The following is a 19,321-nucleotide window of genomic DNA, read 5'->3' as shown; positions in this document are numbered from 1 at the left end:
GGTTACAGTATGCCCGAACGTACCCGGCTCAGTGTTTCGGGGGTCATCAGCAGATAGGACGCAATATGCGACAAAGGAGCCCGCTTGATGACCTCGGGCTGTTGTTCCATGAGTTGGGTGTAGCGTTCGCGTGCAGTCTCAAATCGCCAGGAATCAGCCTTTATTTGTGAGACAATCAGAGAATATTCCAGAATCTTTCGGTAGAACATGTTTATTTCCCATGAAATTTCGGTGAGCGTCAACAGCTTGTTGTACGGCAACAGATATACGACGCTCGGCTCAAGCGCCTCAATCATGAGATGGGTGGGTTCCTGCTTCAGAGTACTTTCGATGCAGATGATGATGCAGCCTTCATAGGAAAAGTGCTCGGTGACGTCTTTGCCATTCTTATAATAGAATTGGCGCAGCATACCTTTTCCTACAAGTACGATATTATGGCTTACCTGCCCTTCATTGAGTAACAATGCGCCTTTCTCGACTTCCTTGCGGATGAGGATTTTCTCTATCAGCTTTCTTCCTTCGGGGGCCATACTCGGATAACGGGAATTGACAGTGGCGTCTACGGTTTCTTTCAATAATGCATCCATAAGACCATGATTTATTTGTTCGGTAAGCAAGACCGGTAAAGTTCGGTCCGCTTCTGCTTTCGGGGAGCAAAGATAGGACTTTTGGAATTAAAAACAATTTCGGATGAAGCTTTTGTTTACCCATTTCATGCCATACCAACGGCGGACGAAAATGAATCCACGGATATTCTCGTCCAATAGGAAGGCTACCCACATGCCGCAGATGCCCCATCCGAGGGGGATTCCGAAAAGGTAGCCCACTCCTACAGCCACGCTCCACTGCACTACCAGGCCTACATAGAAAGGATAGTTGACGTCGCCTGCCGCACGAAGGGCGTTGGTGGCGAAAATGTTGATGGGGCGTCCAATTTCGAGGAGGATATCTATAATAAGGATGGTGGCCCCCATGCGTATGATGTCGGGATTGGAAGTGAGCCAGCCAAAGATGGCATGCCCCGAAAGGGCGAGGATGCAGGACAGCATGACGGTTATCATGACGGATTTCTTCATGACGTATTTCCCCATAAGGAAGGCTGCGTGAGGTTTCTTCTCGCCTATCAGATGCCCGATACAGATGGCGCCGCCTTGTGCCATGGAGATGCTGAACAGATAAGCGAACATGATGATGTTGACACAATAGGTACGGGTGGCGAGCGCTTCCACTCCCAGCATGTTGATGAAGTAGGTGATGACGACTTGCGACGAGCTGTACGACAATTGTTCGCCGGCAGAGGGCAGGCCTACCTTCATCAGGTTCTTTAGTTCTATCCACGGAAAAGGGCGGAAGTATGCCGGTGGGAAACGGTGGATGTGCTTGCGGAACAGTATGACGAACAGTATAATCATGGAGACACCCCGGCTGAAGGCTGTGGAGATGGCGGCGCCTTCCACGCCCAGTTCCGGAAAGCCGAAGCGGCCGAAGATGAGGGAGTAGTTGCCGATGATATTGAGGATATTGACTACGACGGTGACCATCATCGGGTAGATGGCCTTGTTGGCACTGCGCAGGGAGGCGGAGAGGGTGAGGGATAGTGCCTGGAAGAAGGCGAAAGCGCCTACGATACGCATATAGTCCATGCCGTCCTGCATCAGTTCAGCGGTGAGCCCCATCAGCCGGAGGATGGGATGGGCGCAGGAGAACAGTACCAGGCTGACCGTGATACCTACCGCCAGGTTGACGAGGATGGATACGCCGACTACTTGCACTACTTTCTTGTGTAGTTTCGCACCGAGATACTGGGAACACAGAACGGACGTTCCGAGGTTGATGACTTCGAAAACGAGGAAAGTGAGCATGATAATTTGGTTGACTACCCCTACGGCGGCAACACTGTTGTCCGAGTGGCGGCTCAGCATGATGGTGTCCACCGCACCGAGCATCATGATGAGAAGTGTCTCTATAAAAATGGGGGCGGCCAGCTTGGCAAGCCGCTTTTTTAGGCTTTCTTGTTGTATCATTGTCCGTGTATGTGCACTATACTTTAAAAATCGCGCAAAGATAAGGAAAGGTTGAAAAGGACGGTTTGATATGTATCAAATTTTTTTTCTTGTTTTAGGGTTTGAGTGTTAACGTGTTATCTCAAATTGTATGAAAACGGTGAAAAAAATATGTAGGAAAGATTTGCACAGTCCAAAAGTTTGCCCTACATTTGCACCGCATTTGAAAAGAATGCTGGTTATAAAAAAGGAAGTTTGGGTGAGTGGCTGAAACCACCAGTTTGCTAAACTGACGTACGGGTAACCGTACCGGGGGTTCGAATCCCCCAGCTTCCGCCAGATGCACTCTTAGCTCAGTTGGTAGAGCAACTGACTCTTAATCAGTGGGTCCAGGGTTCGAATCCCTGAGGGTGTACAAGACAAATGCGAGGGTGGGTTCATCTAACGGTTAGGATACATGCCTCTCACGCATGGTATACGAGTTCGATTCTCGTACCCACTACAAAAACAAGAAAGCGGTTGACTGATGAAACGGTTAACCGCTTTTTGTTTTTCATTTTTCTGTTGTAATCCGAAAATAGTTTCTATATTTGCACCCGCTATGGCGAAATGTATATTCTATATCTTGTTAGGGTTGTTCCTCATATCGAAGTTCACTTCCGTTTCTGATGATATGGAGGGATGTAAGACACTCCCTACCGCGGATGTGCATTATTTCTCCGGAACCCGGTACAACTTGTCGGGGGCAGATGGCAGACAGTGCCAGGAAAAAGGGGAGGACGCGAATTACAATTGCCTGGCAGATGCCGGTTGCATAGGAAATACCTTCTCATTGCGGCATGTCTCTTGCTCGAAATTATTGAGGCTTAATCCTGACTTCATTGCTGTCAAGGTCGCGAGAACCTTGAAAACTCTGCTTCCAGAAGAAAAGACAACTTCTTTCCCTTTTACTTTCCATCCTCATAAGATTTCATATAGATATTATGTATATACGCTGAGGCGTATTCTTATTTAGTACTTTTCCCCCTCTCTTTCGGGAGCCGGAGGTCTCCCCATGCCGAGTTTTTCTCTATTTTTAAGTGCTGATAATCAATATATAATGGAATTTCTATTGGATTTTATTCTCCATATTGATCAGTATATGATTGATATAGTGCAGGAATATCATATGTGGGCGTATGTCATATTGTTTCTGCTGATTGTGGTCATTATTATGGTTTCCATACTGCCGGCCGTGGTAGAAGTGCTGCGTGCAAGACTGAAACAACGAAAACAAAAATAAATTAATATACTTAGTACATTTATCCATTATGAAGAATTCTTTTTTTAGCCGGTTCACACCGAAAGAACCGAAATTCTTTCCTTTGCTGAAGCAATTGTCTGAGATTTTATTGTCCTCGTCGGCTCTGTTGATAGAAATATTGGGCCATGACTCGCCTGAGAAGAGGGCGGAAGATTATAAACGAATCAAAGATTTGGAGCGCGAGGGCGATAAGCTGACCAATCTGATTCTGGATGAACTGGGCACTACTTTCATTACTCCTTTTGACCGGGAGGATATCCATGACCTGGCTTCGGGCATGGATGATGTGATTGATGGAATAAACAGCTGTGCCAAGCGTATCACTATCTATAATCCGCATCCTATTTCGGACAAGGGGAAAGAGCTGGGACATATGGTTCAACAAGAAGCGGCCCTCATCGGCCAGGCCATGGATGAACTGGAGGCATTTCGCAAGAGTCCGGATAAGCTGCGCGCATATTGCAACCAGCTGCATGACATAGAAAACCGGGCAGATGATATTTATGAATTTTTCATCACCAGGCTTTTTGAAGAAGAGAAGGACTGCATTGAACTCATCAAAATCAAGGAGATTATGTATGAGTTGGAAAAAACGACGGACGCAGCCGAACACGTGGGCAAGATTTTGAGGAGCCTGATTGTGAAATACGCATAAACGAACGGACGCATGGAACTATTAGTGATTATCATTGTACTGGCTCTGATATTCGATTATATCAACGGTTTTCATGATGCGGCCAATTCTATTGCCACCATTGTGTCTACCAAAGTGCTTACACCGTTTCAGGCGGTGATATGGGCGGCTTTCTTCAATTTTGTGGCCTTTTTCATCGCCAAGTGTGTCATCGGCGGTTTCGGCATTGCCAACACCGTATCGAAAACGGTGATGGAGCCTTACATTACTTTGCCTATCATTCTGGCCGGCGTGATTGCGGCTATTGCCTGGAATCTGTTCACTTGGTGGAAGGGAATCCCTTCCTCTTCTTCGCACACGCTTATCGGAGGTTTTGCCGGAGCTGCCATCATGGCACACGGTTTTGAGGCCATCCAGTTGAGTATCATTCTGAAGATTGCGGCATTCATTTTTCTGGCTCCCTTGATTGGTATGGTGGTGGCATTCGGTTTTACGTTGTTGGTCTTGTACATTTGCCGCAGGGCGCATCCCCATACGGCCGAGGTGTGGTTCAAGAAACTGCAGCTGGTGTCTTCGGCTTTGTTCAGCATCGGGCACGGTCTGAATGATTCACAGAAGGTAATGGGTATCATTGCTGCGGCTATGATAGCCGGACATTCGGAAGGACTGGGAATGGGGATAAACAGTATTGATGACCTGCCGGACTGGGTGGCATTCTCTTGTTTTACGGCCATTTCACTCGGTACCATGTCCGGCGGGTGGAAGATTGTGAAGACCATGGGGACTAAGATTACGAAGGTGACGCCACTGGAAGGGGTGATTGCGGAAACTGCCGGTGCGTTTACGCTTTATCTGACGGAGTATCTGAAGATTCCGGTAAGTACGACACACACCATTACGGGAGCTATTATCGGAGTAGGGGCCACGAAGCGGCTTTCGGCTGTGCGTTGGGGAGTTACGAAGAGTCTGATGACCGCTTGGGTGCTGACTATCCCCGTCAGTGCTTTGCTGGCAGCAGGGATTTATTGTATCGTATCCCTTTTTTAGAAGTGCTGCCGCATAAAAAATAGACGGGTTCGTTTTATTTTGCATGAGGTTTGCACTATCTTTGCAGCCTGAAACTGTAAAATAGAATGCACATTGGACTGGCTATATAGTTTATTCGTCGAGCACTCCGCCTTGCAGGCGGTTGTGGTACTCTCACTGATTTCCGCTATCGGATTGGGATTGGGGAAGATACATGTTTGCGGCATTTCATTGGGAGTGACGTTTGTATTCTTTGCCGGCATCATTGCCGGGCATTTCGGGTTGTCCATAGACCCGCAGATGCTGAATTATGCGGAAAGCTTCGGGCTGGTGATATTTGTGTATGCTTTGGGTTTGCAGGTGGGACCGGGTTTTTTCAGCTCTTTCCGTAAAGGAGGGGTACAACTGAATATGCTCGCCACGGGTGTAGTGCTTATCGGCACCCTGCTGACTGTACTGGGCAGCTATGGGTTGGGAGTATCCCTGCCGGATATGGTGGGCATACTTTGCGGTGCCACGACAAACACACCGGCACTCGGTGCGGCACAGCAGACATTGAAACAGATGGGATTGGAGTCCAGTACCCCTGCTTTGGGGTGTGCGGTGGCATATCCGCTGGGGGTGGTAGGGGTCATTCTGGCCGTACTGTTCATCCGTAAGACGCTGGCGCATAAGGAAGACCTGGAATTGAAAGAGAAGGATGACGTGAACAAGCCTTACATTGTTGCGTTCCAGGTGCACAATCCTGCCATCTTCAACAAGAGTATCAAGGAAATAGGCGGGCTGAACAGCTATCCGAAGTTCGTGATTTCCCGCTTGTGGCGGGATGGGAATGTGAGTATTCCTACCTCGGAAAAGATTATAAAGGAAGGTGACCGCCTGCTGGTGATTACCTCGGAGAAAAATACGCCGGCTCTGACTGTGCTTTTCGGCGAGCAGGAGCATACTGATTGGAACAAGGAAGATATAGACTGGAATGCCATAGACAGCCAGTTGATTTCGCAACGTATCGTAGTGACGCGCCCGGAGTTGAACGGCAAGAAGCTGGGTTCTCTCCATCTGCGTAATCATTACGGTATCAATATCAGCCGGGTTTATCGCAGTGGCGTGCAGTTGTTGGCCACAGCGGAACTGACCTTGCAATTGGGTGACCGCCTGACCGTAGTGGGCGAAGCCGCTGCCATACAAAATGTGGAGAAGGTGCTGGGCAATGCAGTGAAAAGCCTGAAGGAACCGAACCTGGTGGCGGTATTTATCGGCATTGTCATCGGTCTGGCTTTGGGAGCGATTCCTATTTCCATTCCCGGCATCAGCGCTCCCGTACGGCTCGGATTGGCAGGAGGTCCTATCATCGTAGGTATTCTTATCGGGACATTCGGTCCGAGGATGCACATGGTGACTTATACTACGCGCAGTGCGAACCTGATGCTCCGCGCATTGGGGTTGTCTCTTTATCTGGCTTGCCTGGGACTGGATGCGGGTGCCCATTTCTTCGATACGGTATTCCGGCCGGAAGGACTGTTATGGATTGCCATAGGTTTTGCGCTGACTGTGGTTCCGGTATTGATTATGGGTATCGTTACCTTCAAGTGGCTGAAGATAGATTTCGGAACAATGGCAGGTATGCTGTGCGGAAGCATGGCAAACCCCATGGCGCTGAACTACGCCAACGACACCATCCCGGGAGACAATCCGTCTGTAGCGTACGCTACGGTCTATCCGCTGTGTATGTTTCTACGGGTAATCATAGCCCAAGTGCTGCTCATGTTCTTCATTAATGGATAATGGGGAATGGAGGGCACTATTAATTATCAACTATCAATTATTCAATTAAATAACTATGGGAAATATAACTCCGGAAAGTATTGTCAATGACTTGCGTTATTTGCAATTATTATCACGCAGTTTTCCTACCATTGCTGATGCCAGTACGGAAATCATCAATCTGGAGGCTATTCTAAATCTGCCGAAAGGTACAGAGCATTTTCTGACGGATATTCATGGCGAGTATGAGGCTTTTCAGCATGTGCTGAAGAATGCATCGGGGGCAGTGAAACGTAAGGTGAACGAAATATTCGGGCATACGCTGCGCGAAAGTGAGAAGAAGGAAATCTGTACGTTAATTTATTATCCGGAAGAGAAGCTGCAACTTATCAAGGAGCAGGAAACGGACCTGGATGACTGGTATTTGATAACACTGAACCAGTTGGTAAAAGTATGCCAGAACGTTTCGTCCAAATATACCCGTTCGAAAGTACGCAAGGCACTTCCGGCAGAGTTCTCGTATATCATTCAAGAGCTGTTGCACGAATCGAGCATCGAACCCAACAAACATGCCTATATCAATGTCATAATCAGTACCATTATCTCTACGAAGCGTGCGGATGACTTTATTGTGGCGATGTGCAACCTTATCCAGCGTCTGACCATCGACTCGCTGCATATCGTGGGCGATATATACGACCGCGGACCGGGTGCGCATATTATCATGGATACTCTCTGCGATTATCATAATTTCGACATCCAATGGGGTAACCACGATATTCTGTGGATGGGTGCCGCATCGGGTAATGATGCTTGTATAGCCAACGTAATCCGTATGTCGATGCGCTATGCCAATTTAGCAACACTGGAGGATGGTTATGGCATCAATCTGTTGCCGCTTGCGACGTTTGCCATGGATACCTATGCGGATGATCCTTGCACTATCTTTGCGCCGAAAATGAACTTTGCCGATGCGGAATACAATGAGAAGACCTTGCGGCTGATTACACAGATGCACAAGGCGATTACGGTTATCCAGTTGAAACTGGAGGCGGAAATCATCAGCCGTCGTCCAGAGTTCGGTATGGAGAACCGGAAACTGCTGCATCTGGTGGATTTCGAACGTGGTGTGTTTGTATACGAAGGTAAGGAATATCCTTTGCGCGATGTGAATTTTCCCACCGTAGACCCGGCGGACCCGTATCGTCTGTCGGACGAAGAGCGTGAATTGATGCATCGGATTCATTCTTCTTTCATGAACAGCGAGAAGATGAAGAAGCACATGCGCTGTTTGTTTACGTATGGCGGCATGTATCTGGTGTGCAACAGTAACCTGCTTTATCATGCTTCCGTGCCTCTGAATGCGGACGGCAGTTTCAAACATGTCCGCATCGGCCAAAAGGAATACTGGGGACGTAAGTTGCTGAAAAAGACCGACCAGCTGATACGTACCGCTTACTTTGACGAGGACGGTTCGGACGAGAAACAGTTTGCACTGGATTATGTCTGGTACATGTGGTGCGGACCGGATGCCCCTTCCTTCGATAAAGACAAGATGGCTACTTTTGAACGCTATTTTGTGGCCGACAAAACATTGCATAAGGAGACGAAAGGGCATTATTATGCTTTGCGCAACGAGGCTGAGGTGTGTGACCGCATTCTTGAAGAGTTCGGCGTGAAGCCGGGGCCACATTCGCATATCATCAACGGACATGTACCGGTAAAGACCATTAAAGGTGAGAAACCCATCAAAGCGGATGGTAAGCTGCTGGTGATTGACGGTGGTTTTTCAAAAGCCTATCAGCCGGAAACGGGAATTGCGGGATATACGCTGGTATATCATTCCCATGGCTTGCAACTGGTACAGCATGAGCCGTTCCAGAGCCGTCAGAAAGCCATTGAAGAAGGGCAAGACATCAAGTCTACAACCCTGGTTGTCGAATTCAATTCGCAGCGTATGATGGTGAAGGATACGGACAAAGGAAGTGAACTCGTTACGCAGATTCAGGATTTGATGAAACTGCTGGTGGCGTATAGGACGGGGCTGATTAAGGAGAAACAATAATTTATAATTTCAGTATCGTCACTCCGCCCTCTACAATGATGCCTTTGTCATAGGTTTTCCCTTGGGTGTAGTAGCGGCTGCCGCCATAACCGCCGGTGAGGAATATGCCAAAGCGCTCGGTCAGGTGGTATTCCAGATTGACACGTGCCTGGAGGGCATAGAGACGTGCCGGAATGCCGTAGTCCTTGTTCTTGAAGGTTTCTATATGTTGGTATCCCAGATCTCCGCTGATAAACAGCTGTTTGTAGAGTGGTAATTCAAGACCGGCACGGTAGAAGAGGGCAGCGGAAAACTTATCGCCAAAATCCAGATAATGGGTACCGCCACCGAGGATGGTATAGAAGAACCGGTTCTTGAAACGGGCACCTACATTCAGCTTGGTGGCATTACTACCGAAAAACATCAGTTGAACTTTTGTTTGGGGATTGGCATTGACTAATCCCAACTGGAAACCGTCTAATTTTTCTTTGTAGTAGTTGAATAGACCTATTTGAAGCCCTTTGGCGCGTATAGCCATATTGGCAGCACCTATTTGTAATCCTCGGGCTGTACCACCCACCACATTGCCCAGGCCGGAAACCTGAACACCGGTCATATCTCCGGCAGTGATGTTGGCAAGGGCGGACATCTGCATGCCATTCAAGTCTTCACCGATTACGCTTAGCAGGCCGGCTCCTGAAAAACCTTTGAAATTTCCACCGGAAATATTGGCGAGTCCGGCAAAGTGTATGCCGGAAGCACCTTCTCCGCTGATATTCAACAAGCCGCCTATGGAAGCGCCACGATTATAGTCTCCACTGATGTTTGCCAGACCGGAAATAATGATGCCTTGCGCATGATTTCCGTTGATACCTACCAGTCCCGAAACGGATACTCCGATAAGGTTGTTACCATTGATGTTGGTAATTCCTGCTATCTGCACGCCTCGCATGCTTCCCCCCACCATATTTGACAGACCTGCCATCTGTACACCGTTCACATCCCTGCCGGTTACACTGCCAAGAATATTCATGCCGAGACCATTCAGACGGTTCATGGAGGAGAACACACCCAGATTGAAGCAGGTGCTTCCTACGGTGTCAGTCCGCTGTGTGGAGATGTTTTTCCATAAGGAGATATTGATACCTACCGGGCCATGGTCTGTTCGTGGAGAGTGTTGTTTCCGGAAAGTATTTTCGGAGGATTTCTGAATCGTGTCCGGCTGTACGCTGCCCGGATTATGTTCTTGGGCAAGAGTTGTCCCTGCAATGAGCAGGGATGTAAAGAAGAATAAAAGGAGTTGTTTCATATTGGTTGAACCCTATTGGCTTTATCCTTTGGCCTCCTGATACAAGAAGCGCTTGATAGATTTCTTCGGCGTTTTTTCAAATTCTTCAGGATAGATTTTCATTTTGAATATCTGGCTGTATGCGGGCAGTTCTGCATTCAGTGCCACACGGTTTTCCTCCATGACGCGTTCGATGTCGTCATTGTTCAGCCCATGGGCAAAGGCATCATCGAAGTCGGGATAAACCAGACCTACCAGTTTCTCGTTCTGCTGCACGATGATGCTTTCGGCTACGTACGGCATATTGTTCAGTTTGTCTTCTATCTCTTCCGGGTAGATATTCTGACCGCTCGGGCCGAGTAGCATGTTCTTGCTGCGTCCCTTGATGCTAACGTTGCCTTCGGCATCCATCAGGGCAAGGTCTCCGGTGTGCAGCCAGCCGTCTTTGTCGAGTACCTGCACGGTGGCTTCATCGTTCTTGTAGTAACCCAGCATGATATTGGGACCACGGCAGACAATCTCTCCCGGAATGTTTTCGGGATCGGATGATAGGATTTTCACCTCCATACGCGGTGCGGCCTTTCCGCAAGAACCGGGTTTGAAGCGGGTCCAATCCTCGTAACAGATGATGGGGCCGCATTCCGTCATTCCATAGCCTACCGTATAGGGGAAATCTATCATCTTTAAGAACTGCTCCACTTCCTGGTTGAAGGCAGCTCCTCCTACAATGATTTCTGTAAAGTTTCCGCCAAAGGCTTGAATCATCTGGTCGCGTACGGTCGCTTTTATCTTGTCGTTAATGATGGGTACTTTCAGCAACAGCTTCATGGCGGGAGTTTCCAGCTTGGGCAGTACGCTCTTCTTTATAATCTTTTCGATAATGAGCGGAACAGCCACAATCAGGTTAGGCTTCACTTCGGTGAAAGCCTGGAAAATGATTTTGGGGCTGGGCATGCGAGTGAGGAAGAATATGTGGCAACCTACGGCGAATTCATACAGAAACTCGAATGCAAGTCCGTACATATGTGCCATTGGCAGCATGGAGACAATCTTGTCACCGGCTTTCAGCGGCAATACTTCGAAAGCAAAAGTGGTGTTTGACCAAAGGCTGCGGTAGGGCAGCATCACTCCTTTGGAGTAACTGGTGGTGCCGGATGTATAGTTGATGACCGCCAGTTCGTCGGGCTGGTCTTTGTGATAACTGACATGTTCCTTGCGGAAGTTCTTGGGGTATTTCTTACCGAACATTTCGTTGAGATGTTCGCGGGCATAGTCCAACTTTTCGCTGCGGGAGACAAGAATGTAGAAGTCTGCCATCATCATGATGCCCTCCAGCAGCGGCATGGCACTTTCGTTGAGGTTTTCCCAAACCTGGTCGCCTACGAAAAGCAGTTTGGCTTCGGAATGGTTCACGATGTTGTGTACATTGTCTGCCTTGAACTCGTGAAGGATGGGGACGATTACCGCACCGTAGGTCAATGTCGCGAGGAATGTTACGCCCCAGTGGGAACTGTTGCGGCCACAGACGGCAATCTTATCGCCTTTCTTGATGCCGCTTGCCTCGAAAATGATATGCAACTTTTCTATTTTGCGGGCTACGTCCTTATATTGTAGGGTTGCTCCCTTGTAGTCGGTCAGAGCGTCTAAATCCCAATTTTCCTTTATGCTATTCTCTATATAGGCGATAAAACTTTGTTCCATGATATTTAATTGCACATTTGATTGAAAATTGTGCAAATATAAGGGTTTATATATAGAAAGCAAACTTTTATAAGGAAAATAGTTTTTATGGCGGCTATTTGCTAAAACTCGACAGTTATACCTAAAGTAGGCAGGATAGTGCCGCTTTCCTGCTTGAGGTATTTCATTTTATAGCGCTGTTCGGCAACAGGAGCGGACGGATTTTCGATGATGCCCGTACTCATTATCACATCCGGCTGTTTCAGTTTGTTGCCGGTGATATTCTGTATGTCCAGGTAGATTCCTATCATGCAGTGATGGAAGTAGAAGGACTTGTCCACACGCAAGTCTAACTGGGCAAAGTTGGGCAGCCGCCCGGTATTATAGTACGCATAGTCGTAGTAGGGCTGTCCTTTGGCATCCCATGCTTCTACGAGTGATGATTTGTCTTCATCATAGGGAGTGTAGGGGCTGCCGCCTATATAGCTTAGCTTGCCTCCTATGCTCCAGCGCCGGGGCAGGTTGTATGTACCGCTCATGTTGAGTATGAAACGGTTGTCCCAGGCAGATGGAATGAAGTCTTCATTTGAACGGTTGCGGTATTCGCTGCGGTATAAGGTGAAGGAGGATACGAGATTGAACTTGCCGGATGCCTGCCAGCGGAACATGGTTTCCAGTCCGTAGGCCCTGCCGCTGGCTGTAGGGACGAGTGCTTCATTGCCGGTGACACCGTAATCGTTTCCTTTGCATGCCAACGGAATGTTGTCTTGAAGGGAAAGTGGCATACGGCTGTAACGCTTGAAGAAACCTTCTGCAGAAACCATGAACCGGTCTTGCAGGTGCCAGTCCAGACCGAGGCTACTTTCAAAGACCTGCATGTACTTCAGGCCTTTGTTGAGATATTGCTCTTCATTGTCTTTATATCCCAAAGCGGTGTAGGGAGGCAATTGGTGGTAGAGGCCGGTACTTCCGCTCAGGGTCCATTGTTCCGAGAGTTTGTAGGATGCAGAGAGGCGTGGGGAGAACTGTTTCCATAGCTGCCGCATCTTTCGGTTGTAAGTGTTGCCGTCCATACGGATACCGGCGGAAAGGGCGAGACGCTTGTCGGCGGTGGTATAGTCGGAAGAGAAGAAAGCACCCCAGCCGAAGATGTTGAGTGAGGTTTCGTAGATGGAAAGCGTACCCGAATGACTGCCGTATAGTCTTTGCCGGCTGTGGTTTGTATAGATGGAGTTGTTCAGTTCTGCTCCTTCTTTTAGGGTCCATGCTCCCAAGCGCGTCTGGTTTTCAAAACGCAGGGTGGTCTTTTGCTCTGTGGAGCGTAGGCGCAGGGTCAGGTTGTCTTCGGAAGAGTCATCGTTGTTGCGGTATTTCAGATTGCGGTTGTTCAGGTAGTTATGGCTCAGTATAAGGGATTGCACGTGTCTTCCATTGTAGTGTCTGTAAGAGGCTCCGAGAGTGAATGTTTCCTGATGGATGGTGGGGAGATAGCTGAGCAGATATTCGGCATCTTCTCCTTTTTCATCGGTATTCAGTTTCATCTTGTCAATGCCTACGAGACCAAGCAGGGTCAGCTCGCTGTGCTTGTTGAAACGGGTTTTTGTTTTGAATTGTCCGTCAATGAAATTGGGCAGGAAGGGCAGTCCCAAAGCCTTGAACAAAAGTTGCAGGTAGGACTGGCGTGCAGAGAACAGATAAGTGGTGCGTTGTCCCAGGTGTCCTGCTCCGCTGAGCGAGACTTCTGATGCACCGATGGTGGCTTTGAACGCCTGCTTGTCCGGATTGCCGTCCTTGAGGCGGAAGTCGAGGACGGAACTCAAGGCTCCGGAGCGGTTGGCGGGGAAGGCGCCCGTATAAAATGCAATCTCGCGTATCAGGTCGGCATTGACAATGCTTACCGGTCCTCCGGATGCACCTTGAGTGGCAAAGTGGTTGATGTTGGGGATTTCGATGCCATCCATATAAAAGCGGTTTTCGGAAGGAGAACCGCCCCGAACAATCAAGTCGTTTCGATAGCCGATGGGAGAGAAAGAGACACCGGGATAGGAGCGTACGATGCGCGAGACATCCCGGTTGGCTCCGGGACTTTTCTCTATTTCCTGCAGGCCGATGATACGCATGCTGACCGGGCTTTCGATACTTCGCCGGAAGGGGGAAGGCATCACCACTACTGTGTTCAGCAGATTGGCATCCTCTTCCATCTCTATCTCAATGAACGGAGTTGAGGCTGAAACGATATATTCGGGGGTGGAAACAGTCTGGTATCCTATGCAGGATGCCTCAAGGCTATAAATGCCTGGAGGCACCTGCTCTATCTTGAATGTGCCGAGTGAATCGGTGGAAGCCCCTTTCCCGGGGATACCGGCAACGAAAACGTTGGCGTAGGCCACGGGTTGTCTGGACTGTCTGTCGATGACTTTGCCGCGAACGGAATAGGTCACGGGAACCATCATGGCATGTACGGTTGGGCTGATACCTGATAAAAGTATCAGCAATATAAACAATACAGCTCCCACCTTGTGCCGCATGACATTCATGGCTAATCAGACGTCACTAATTACTTTCCCAAGTACCATCGGTACATGCGTTGCACACCTTCCTCGATATCAATCTTATGATGCCATCCCAATGCATGTAACTTGCCGGGATCGGTCAGTTTGCGCATGGTGCCGTCGGGTTTGGAAGTGTCGAAGGTCAGCCGGCCTTGATAACCTACGGTGTTGACAATCAGTTCTGCCAACTGGCGGATAGTGATTTCCTTGCCCGTACCGATATTGATGTGGCAGTTGCGGATTTCCTTGTCGTCCGGCTTGAAGGTATCTTTGAAGTCGACGTGTTCCATGACGAAGACGCTGGCATCTGCCATCTCCTCGCTCCAGAGGAATTCGCGCAAGGGGGTGCCGGTACCCCATAATCTCACTTCTTCTTCTCTGATGCCGTATTTCCGGAGGATATTCAGAATGTCCTCTTTGCTGCTGTCGCCGTTGATGCCTTCTACCGGACGCAGGTTCATGTCGTGGCGTACGGCATTCCAGTCGCCTTGTTTCAGGCAGTGGGCAAGGTGTATCTTGCGTATCATGGCGGGGAGCACGTGGCTGCGTTCCAGGTCGAAGTTGTCGTTGGGGCCGTAAAGGTTGGTGGGCATCACGGCAATGTAGTTCGTACCATATTGAAGATTGAAGCTTTCGCACATTTTCAATCCGGCTATTTTGGCGATGGCATAGGGCTCGTTAGTGTATTCCAGCGGAGAAGTGAGGAGTGCATCTTCTTTCATCGGTTGTTCGGCATCACGGGGATAGATGCAGGTACTGCCAAGAAAGAGAAGCTTTTTCACTCCGTGGCGGAAGCTTTCGCCGATAACGTTCTGCTGTATCTGCAGGTTCTTGTAGATGAAATCGGCACGGTAGATACTGTTGGCCATAATGCCACCCACAAAAGCGGCGGCAAGGAATACATATTCAGGCTGCTCCTCATCGAAGAAGCGGCGTACAGCAACTCCGTCGAGCAGATCGAGTTCTTTGTGGGTCTTGCCGATGAGATTGGTGTATCCTTTCTCCTGAAGATTTTTCCAGATGGCAGAACCTACCAGTCCCCGGTGGCCTGCTACATATATTTTGGCATTTTTGTCTAACATTATTGTCTGAAAGTTTAATAGTTCATTCAAAGCTCTTTGCTTCTTAAATACAGTTTCTTCACAAATTTCATGTCGTGCTCTGCCATGATGCGTACCAACTCTTCAAAACTGGTCTGTCTCGGATTCCATCCCAGCAGTGTTTTTGCTTTGGTGGGGTCGCCCAGCAATTGTTCCACTTCGGCAGGCCGGAAATATTTGGGGTCGACTTCCACGAGGACTTTTCCGGTCTGTGTGTCGATACCCTTCTCATCCACTCCCTGGCCTTCCCAGCGCAGAGTGATGCCTACCTCCCGGAATGCCAGTGTCGCAAATTCGCGTACGGTATGCATTTCTCCGGTGGCAATGACGAAGTCTTCGGGGGTGTCGTGCTGCAGAATGAGCCACATGCACTCGATGTAGTCTTTGGCATATCCCCAGTCGCGCCGGGCATTCAGATTGCCCAGATACAGCTTGTCCTGGAAGCCTTGGGCGATGCGGGCGGCCGCCAGTGTGATTTTTCTTGTCACGAAGGTTTCACCTCGGCGTTCGCTCTCGTGGTTGAAGAGTATGCCGTTTACGGCAAACATGCCATAGCTTTCGCGGTAGTTCTTTGTAATCCAAAAGCCATACTGTTTGGCTACGCCATAGGGGCTGCGGGGATAGAACGGGGTTGTCTCGCTTTGCGGCACTTCCTGCACTTTTCCGAAGAGCTCGGAAGTGGAGGCCTGGTAAATGCGTGTCTTCTTTTCCATACCGAGAATGCGTACGGCTTCGAGCATGCGCAGGGTGCCTACGGCATCGGTTTCGGCGGTATATTCGGGCACGTCGAAGGATACTTTGACATGGCTTTGGGCGGCAAGGTTATATATTTCGTCCGGCTGCACACTCTGGATGATACGGATGAGAGAGCTGGAGTCTGTCATGTCTCCATAGTGCAGGTTAATGGTACGTTTCTGTTTCATGTCGCGTACCCACTCATCGAAGTAGAGGTGTTCGATGCGGCCGGTGTTGAAAGAGGAAGAGCGACGCAGGATACCGTGCACTTCATATCCTTTCTGCAGGAGGAATTCGGCAAGGAACGAGCCGTCCTGCCCGGTAATGCCGGAGATAAGGGCTTTCTTCATAATGTATGCTTTTTGTTATTATGTCTTTTCGGACTGCAATATTCGTTATTTTCCACGAGATGGCAAAATATAAACTATTTCTTTCCCATCACTTTGTCGATAATCAGTGCGATTGCCCCGTCGCCCGTCACATTGCAGGCAGTGCCGAAGCTGTCCATCGCTATGTATAGTGCGATCATCAGCGCTTGTGCCGACTCGTCGAAGCCCAGCATGGATTGCAGGATGCCCAGTGATGCCATGATGGCGCCTCCCGATACCCCGGGAGCGGCCACCATAGTGATGCCCAGCATGAAGATGAATCCTGCAAATAGAGGGAAATCATGGGGCATGCCTTGCATTATCATCAGTGCCAGGGCGCATGCCACAATCTTCAATGTGCTGCCCGACAGATGGATGGTGGCGCAAAGTGGGATGACGAATCCGGCAATATCGGCAGAGACGCCGTTCTTCCGACTCTGCTCCAATGTTACGGGGATAGTGGCGGCACTGGATTGAGTGCCCAAAGCCGTGAAGTAGGCAGGTATCATCCGTCCCAGTAGTTTGAGAGGGTTCTTGCGGACAAACAGTGCCGCAATGCTGTATTGGAATACCAGGAGAAAGATGTGAAGCAGGAAGATTACACCGATAATCTTAATAAAGACCATCAAGATGCCGAATACTTGTCCACTGTGCGTCATGTTGAGGAAAATGCCGAAAATATAGATGGGAAGCAGCGGCAATATCACTGCACTGATCATGCGGATGACAATCTCTTGAAAATCGCGTGCCGCATTTTTCAGTACCTCACTTTTCAGATGAGCCAGACCCAGCCCCAGTGTGAAGGCAAGTACGAGTGCGGTCATAACATTCATCAAGGGCGGGATGCCCACGGAAAAATAGGGAAGAATGCCTTGAGATTCACTGACTTTTTCTAACGGTACCCCGGTTTCTATGAGGGAAGGAAATACCGCCATACCGGTGAAGTAGGAGAGAAAGCCGGAGAATAGGGTAGCTCCGTAAGCAATGAGTGCCGTAACGACCAGCATCCGTCCTGCTCCTTTGCCGATGTCAGCAATGGCAATCGTGACAAGTCCCACAATGATGAGGGGGATGGAGAAGTTCAGGAATTCACTGAAAATGGCATTGAATGTTACGAACAGCCGTACCAGCGAAGCCGGTAGGAAATTTCCGAAAAGTATACCTAAGATAATGGCAATGATGATGCGTGGCAATAATCCGATGTGGAAGTTCTTCATGAGCATTGGTTTTCTTTCTGGTTGAAAAATAGGCTTTCGCTGACAAAAGTACTATTTTATTTTCGTAATTCATACGAACAAATGCTGTTAGCATTTTGTTTCCATATAAAGACAAAATTTACATGAATATGAAGAATTTAAATAAAACAGACATTGGACTTATCGGTCTGGCAGTTATGGGCGAGAATTTGGCCCTCAATATGGCAGATAAGGGATGGAATGTTTCGGTATATAATCGTACGGTTCCGGGAGTGGAAGAAGGGGTGGTGGAACGTTTTGTGAACGGCCGCGCCAAAGGGAAAAAAATTGAAGGCTATACAGATATAGCCGAATTTGTAACTTCCATTGCCATACCCCGCAAAATAATGATGATGGTTCGTGCTGGCAGTGCGGTGGATGAGCTGATGGAACAGCTGTTTCCCCATTTGTCCGAAGGGGATATCCTGATTGACGGTGGCAATTCCAATTATGAGGACACCAACCGGCGTGTGGCATTGGCCGAAAAGAAAGGCTTCCGTTTTGTGGGAGCCGGAGTTTCCGGTGGAGAGGAAGGAGCACTGAACGGCGCGTCTATCATGCCCGGAGGCTCTGAAAGTGCCTGGCCTGAGGTGAAGCCTATCCTGCAGAGTATTGCGGCAAAAGCATCTGACGGTACTCCGTGCTGCCAGTGGATTGGTCCTGCCGGTTCCGGTCATTTCGTCAAGATGATACATAACGGTATCGAATATGGAGATATGCAGCTTATTGCCGAAGCTTATTGGGTGATGAAGAATCTGCTGGGTCTGGACAATGGACAGATGGCGGAAATCTTTGCTGATTGGAATGAGGGCAAGTTGCGTAGCTATCTCATTGAAATTACCGTCAACATACTGCGTCATAAGGACAAATCAGAAGGTTACCTGATAGATAAGATATTGGATACTGCCGGACAGAAAGGTACGGGCAAGTGGTCCGTTATCAATGCGATGGAGCTGGGCATGCCGCTGGGGTTGATTGCTACGGCTGTGTTCGAACGTAGTTTGTCGGCACAGAAGGGCTTGCGTGAAACGGCTTCCAAGCAATTTGTATGCCGACGCTCGCAGGCAGTGTACAACAAGTCGGAGATGGTGAAGGATATCTATTCCGCACTCTATGCTTCCAAATTAGTGTCATATGCTCAGGGATTCGCTGTGTTGCAGCGTGCATCCGACGCTTTTGCCTGGAACCTCGATTTGGCATCCATCGCCCGCATGTGGCGGGGTGGCTGCATCATCCGTAGTATTTTCCTGAACGACATAGCTACGGCTTTCGAGGCTAAAGACAAGCCCAAACATCTGCTGTTGGCACCTTATTTCAAAAATGAAATGCAGCTGCTGCTTTCCGGCTGGAAACATCTGGTGGCACAATCCATGAAAGAGGAACTTCCGGTACCTGCATTCTCGTCCGCCTTGAATTATTTCTATTCGCTGGTGTCTGCCAAGTTGCCTGCCAATATGATTCAGGCGCAACGTGACTATTTTGGTGCGCATACCTTTGAAAGGACAGACGAGTTGCGTGGACAGTTTTTCCATGAAAATTGGACGGGACACGGAGGAGATACGAAATCGGGTACATACAATGTGTGAGAA

General features: G+C 48.9%; 15 protein-coding genes and 3 tRNA genes. 10 read left to right on the top strand and 8 right to left on the bottom strand.

Annotation, left to right across the window (positions count from 1 at the left end; genetic code table 11):
- Positions 1–2 precede the first annotated feature (2 nt).
- Both HUX74_RS01755 and HUX74_RS01750 read right to left on the bottom strand, forming a co-directional pair.
- Positions 3–587, bottom strand: coding sequence for a Crp/Fnr family transcriptional regulator (locus HUX74_RS01755; RefSeq protein WP_117966598.1), 585 nt, complete (start codon positions 585–587; stop codon positions 3–5).
- An 87-nt stretch (positions 588–674) separates the two neighbouring features.
- Entirely contained in the window at positions 675–2,024 is a 1,350-nt protein-coding gene (locus HUX74_RS01750; protein WP_174646092.1) for an MATE family efflux transporter, read from the bottom strand.
- A 228-nt stretch (positions 2,025–2,252) separates the two neighbouring features.
- Here HUX74_RS01750 and HUX74_RS01745 point away from each other — a divergent pair.
- The 9 genes from HUX74_RS01745 to HUX74_RS01705 all read left to right on the top strand — a co-directional run bounded on the left by HUX74_RS01745 (position 2,253) and on the right by HUX74_RS01705 (position 8,795).
- A tRNA-Ser gene (locus tag HUX74_RS01745) sits at positions 2,253–2,342 on the top strand.
- A 3-nt stretch (positions 2,343–2,345) separates the two neighbouring features.
- Positions 2,346–2,418, top strand: a tRNA-Lys gene (locus HUX74_RS01740).
- Positions 2,419–2,433: 15 nt separating this feature from the next.
- Positions 2,434–2,505 (top strand) — tRNA-Glu (locus tag HUX74_RS01735).
- Positions 2,506–2,604: 99 nt separating this feature from the next.
- Positions 2,605–3,018 carry a hypothetical protein gene (locus tag HUX74_RS01730; protein ID WP_174646091.1) on the top strand — a complete coding sequence of 138 codons (414 nt, stop codon included), beginning with the start codon at positions 2,605–2,607 and terminating at the stop codon, positions 3,016–3,018.
- A 126-nt stretch (positions 3,019–3,144) separates the two neighbouring features.
- The gene (locus tag HUX74_RS01725) at positions 3,145–3,285 is read left to right on the top strand and encodes a hypothetical protein (RefSeq protein ID WP_254592865.1); all 141 of its coding nucleotides are present in this window, start codon (positions 3,145–3,147) and stop codon (positions 3,283–3,285) included.
- 28 nt (positions 3,286–3,313) lie between these two features.
- Positions 3,314–3,961 (top strand): DUF47 domain-containing protein, encoded by a 648-nt coding sequence (locus tag HUX74_RS01720; RefSeq protein WP_005828040.1) that lies wholly within the window; start codon positions 3,314–3,316, stop codon positions 3,959–3,961.
- Between the two features lie 12 nt (positions 3,962–3,973).
- On the top strand, positions 3,974–4,987 hold the full coding sequence (locus HUX74_RS01715; protein WP_005828041.1) for an inorganic phosphate transporter: 1,014 nt from the start codon (positions 3,974–3,976) through the stop codon (positions 4,985–4,987).
- A gap of 93 nt (positions 4,988–5,080) precedes the next feature.
- Positions 5,081–6,751: a putative transporter gene (locus HUX74_RS01710; protein ID WP_174646089.1), complete on the top strand. Its 1,671-nt coding sequence runs from the start codon at positions 5,081–5,083 to the stop codon at positions 6,749–6,751.
- A 55-nt stretch (positions 6,752–6,806) separates the two neighbouring features.
- Positions 6,807–8,795: a fructose-1,6-bisphosphatase gene (locus HUX74_RS01705; protein WP_005828043.1), complete on the top strand. Its 1,989-nt coding sequence runs from the start codon at positions 6,807–6,809 to the stop codon at positions 8,793–8,795.
- A 1-nt stretch (position 8,796) separates the two neighbouring features.
- Here HUX74_RS01705 and HUX74_RS01700 read toward each other — a convergent pair whose 3' ends face one another.
- The 6 genes from HUX74_RS01700 to HUX74_RS01675 all read right to left on the bottom strand — a co-directional run bounded on the left by HUX74_RS01700 (position 8,797) and on the right by HUX74_RS01675 (position 17,714).
- Positions 8,797–10,083, bottom strand: coding sequence for an LA_2272 family surface repeat-containing protein (locus HUX74_RS01700; protein WP_174646088.1), 1,287 nt, complete (start codon positions 10,081–10,083; stop codon positions 8,797–8,799).
- A 21-nt stretch (positions 10,084–10,104) separates the two neighbouring features.
- Positions 10,105–11,763: a long-chain fatty acid--CoA ligase gene (locus HUX74_RS01695; protein ID WP_131226041.1), complete on the bottom strand. Its 1,659-nt coding sequence runs from the start codon at positions 11,761–11,763 to the stop codon at positions 10,105–10,107.
- Positions 11,764–11,864: 101 nt separating this feature from the next.
- Positions 11,865–14,279: a TonB-dependent receptor gene (locus HUX74_RS01690; protein WP_174646087.1), complete on the bottom strand. Its 2,415-nt coding sequence runs from the start codon at positions 14,277–14,279 to the stop codon at positions 11,865–11,867.
- Positions 14,280–14,299: 20 nt separating this feature from the next.
- Positions 14,300–15,376, bottom strand: a complete 1,077-nt coding sequence (locus tag HUX74_RS01685; protein WP_131226044.1) for a GDP-L-fucose synthase — start codon at positions 15,374–15,376, stop codon at positions 14,300–14,302.
- 26 nt (positions 15,377–15,402) lie between these two features.
- Positions 15,403–16,479, bottom strand: a complete 1,077-nt coding sequence (gmd, locus tag HUX74_RS01680; RefSeq protein WP_131226046.1) for a GDP-mannose 4,6-dehydratase — start codon at positions 16,477–16,479, stop codon at positions 15,403–15,405.
- 74 nt (positions 16,480–16,553) lie between these two features.
- A complete protein-coding gene (locus HUX74_RS01675) occupies positions 16,554–17,714 on the bottom strand; it encodes a dicarboxylate/amino acid:cation symporter (RefSeq protein WP_174646086.1) in 1,161 nt (386 codons plus the stop codon).
- 128 nt (positions 17,715–17,842) lie between these two features.
- Here HUX74_RS01675 and gnd point away from each other — a divergent pair, with 128 nt between their 5' ends.
- Positions 17,843–19,318 (top strand): decarboxylating NADP(+)-dependent phosphogluconate dehydrogenase, encoded by a 1,476-nt coding sequence (gene gnd / locus HUX74_RS01670; RefSeq protein WP_131226050.1) that lies wholly within the window; start codon positions 17,843–17,845, stop codon positions 19,316–19,318.
- Positions 19,319–19,321: the final 3 nt, after the last annotated feature.

Source organism: Bacteroides sp. Marseille-P8574, from assembly GCF_902825465.1.
Lineage (GTDB): Bacteria > Bacteroidota > Bacteroidia > Bacteroidales > Bacteroidaceae > Bacteroides > Bacteroides uniformis.
This window is presented reverse-complemented; position numbering and strand designations above follow the sequence as displayed.

Coding starts and splice junctions, on each gene's coding strand:
- HUX74_RS01755 (WP_117966598.1), bottom strand. CDS start 587: ATGGATGCATTATTGAAAGAAACCGTAGACGCCACTGTCAATTCCCGT.
- HUX74_RS01750 (WP_174646092.1), bottom strand. CDS start 2,024: ATGATACAACAAGAAAGCCTAAAAAAGCGGCTTGCCAAGCTGGCCGCC.
- HUX74_RS01730 (WP_174646091.1), top strand. CDS start 2,605: ATGGCGAAATGTATATTCTATATCTTGTTAGGGTTGTTCCTCATATCG.
- HUX74_RS01725 (WP_254592865.1), top strand. CDS start 3,145: ATGATTGATATAGTGCAGGAATATCATATGTGGGCGTATGTCATATTG.
- HUX74_RS01720 (WP_005828040.1), top strand. CDS start 3,314: ATGAAGAATTCTTTTTTTAGCCGGTTCACACCGAAAGAACCGAAATTC.
- HUX74_RS01715 (WP_005828041.1), top strand. CDS start 3,974: ATGGAACTATTAGTGATTATCATTGTACTGGCTCTGATATTCGATTAT.
- HUX74_RS01705 (WP_005828043.1), top strand. CDS start 6,807: ATGGGAAATATAACTCCGGAAAGTATTGTCAATGACTTGCGTTATTTG.
- HUX74_RS01700 (WP_174646088.1), bottom strand. CDS start 10,083: ATGAAACAACTCCTTTTATTCTTCTTTACATCCCTGCTCATTGCAGGG.
- HUX74_RS01695 (WP_131226041.1), bottom strand. CDS start 11,763: ATGGAACAAAGTTTTATCGCCTATATAGAGAATAGCATAAAGGAAAAT.
- HUX74_RS01690 (WP_174646087.1), bottom strand. CDS start 14,279: ATGAATGTCATGCGGCACAAGGTGGGAGCTGTATTGTTTATATTGCTG.
- HUX74_RS01685 (WP_131226044.1), bottom strand. CDS start 15,376: ATGTTAGACAAAAATGCCAAAATATATGTAGCAGGCCACCGGGGACTG.
- gmd (WP_131226046.1), bottom strand. CDS start 16,479: ATGAAGAAAGCCCTTATCTCCGGCATTACCGGGCAGGACGGCTCGTTC.
- HUX74_RS01675 (WP_174646086.1), bottom strand. CDS start 17,714: ATGAAGAACTTCCACATCGGATTATTGCCACGCATCATCATTGCCATT.
- gnd (WP_131226050.1), top strand. CDS start 17,843: ATGAAGAATTTAAATAAAACAGACATTGGACTTATCGGTCTGGCAGTT.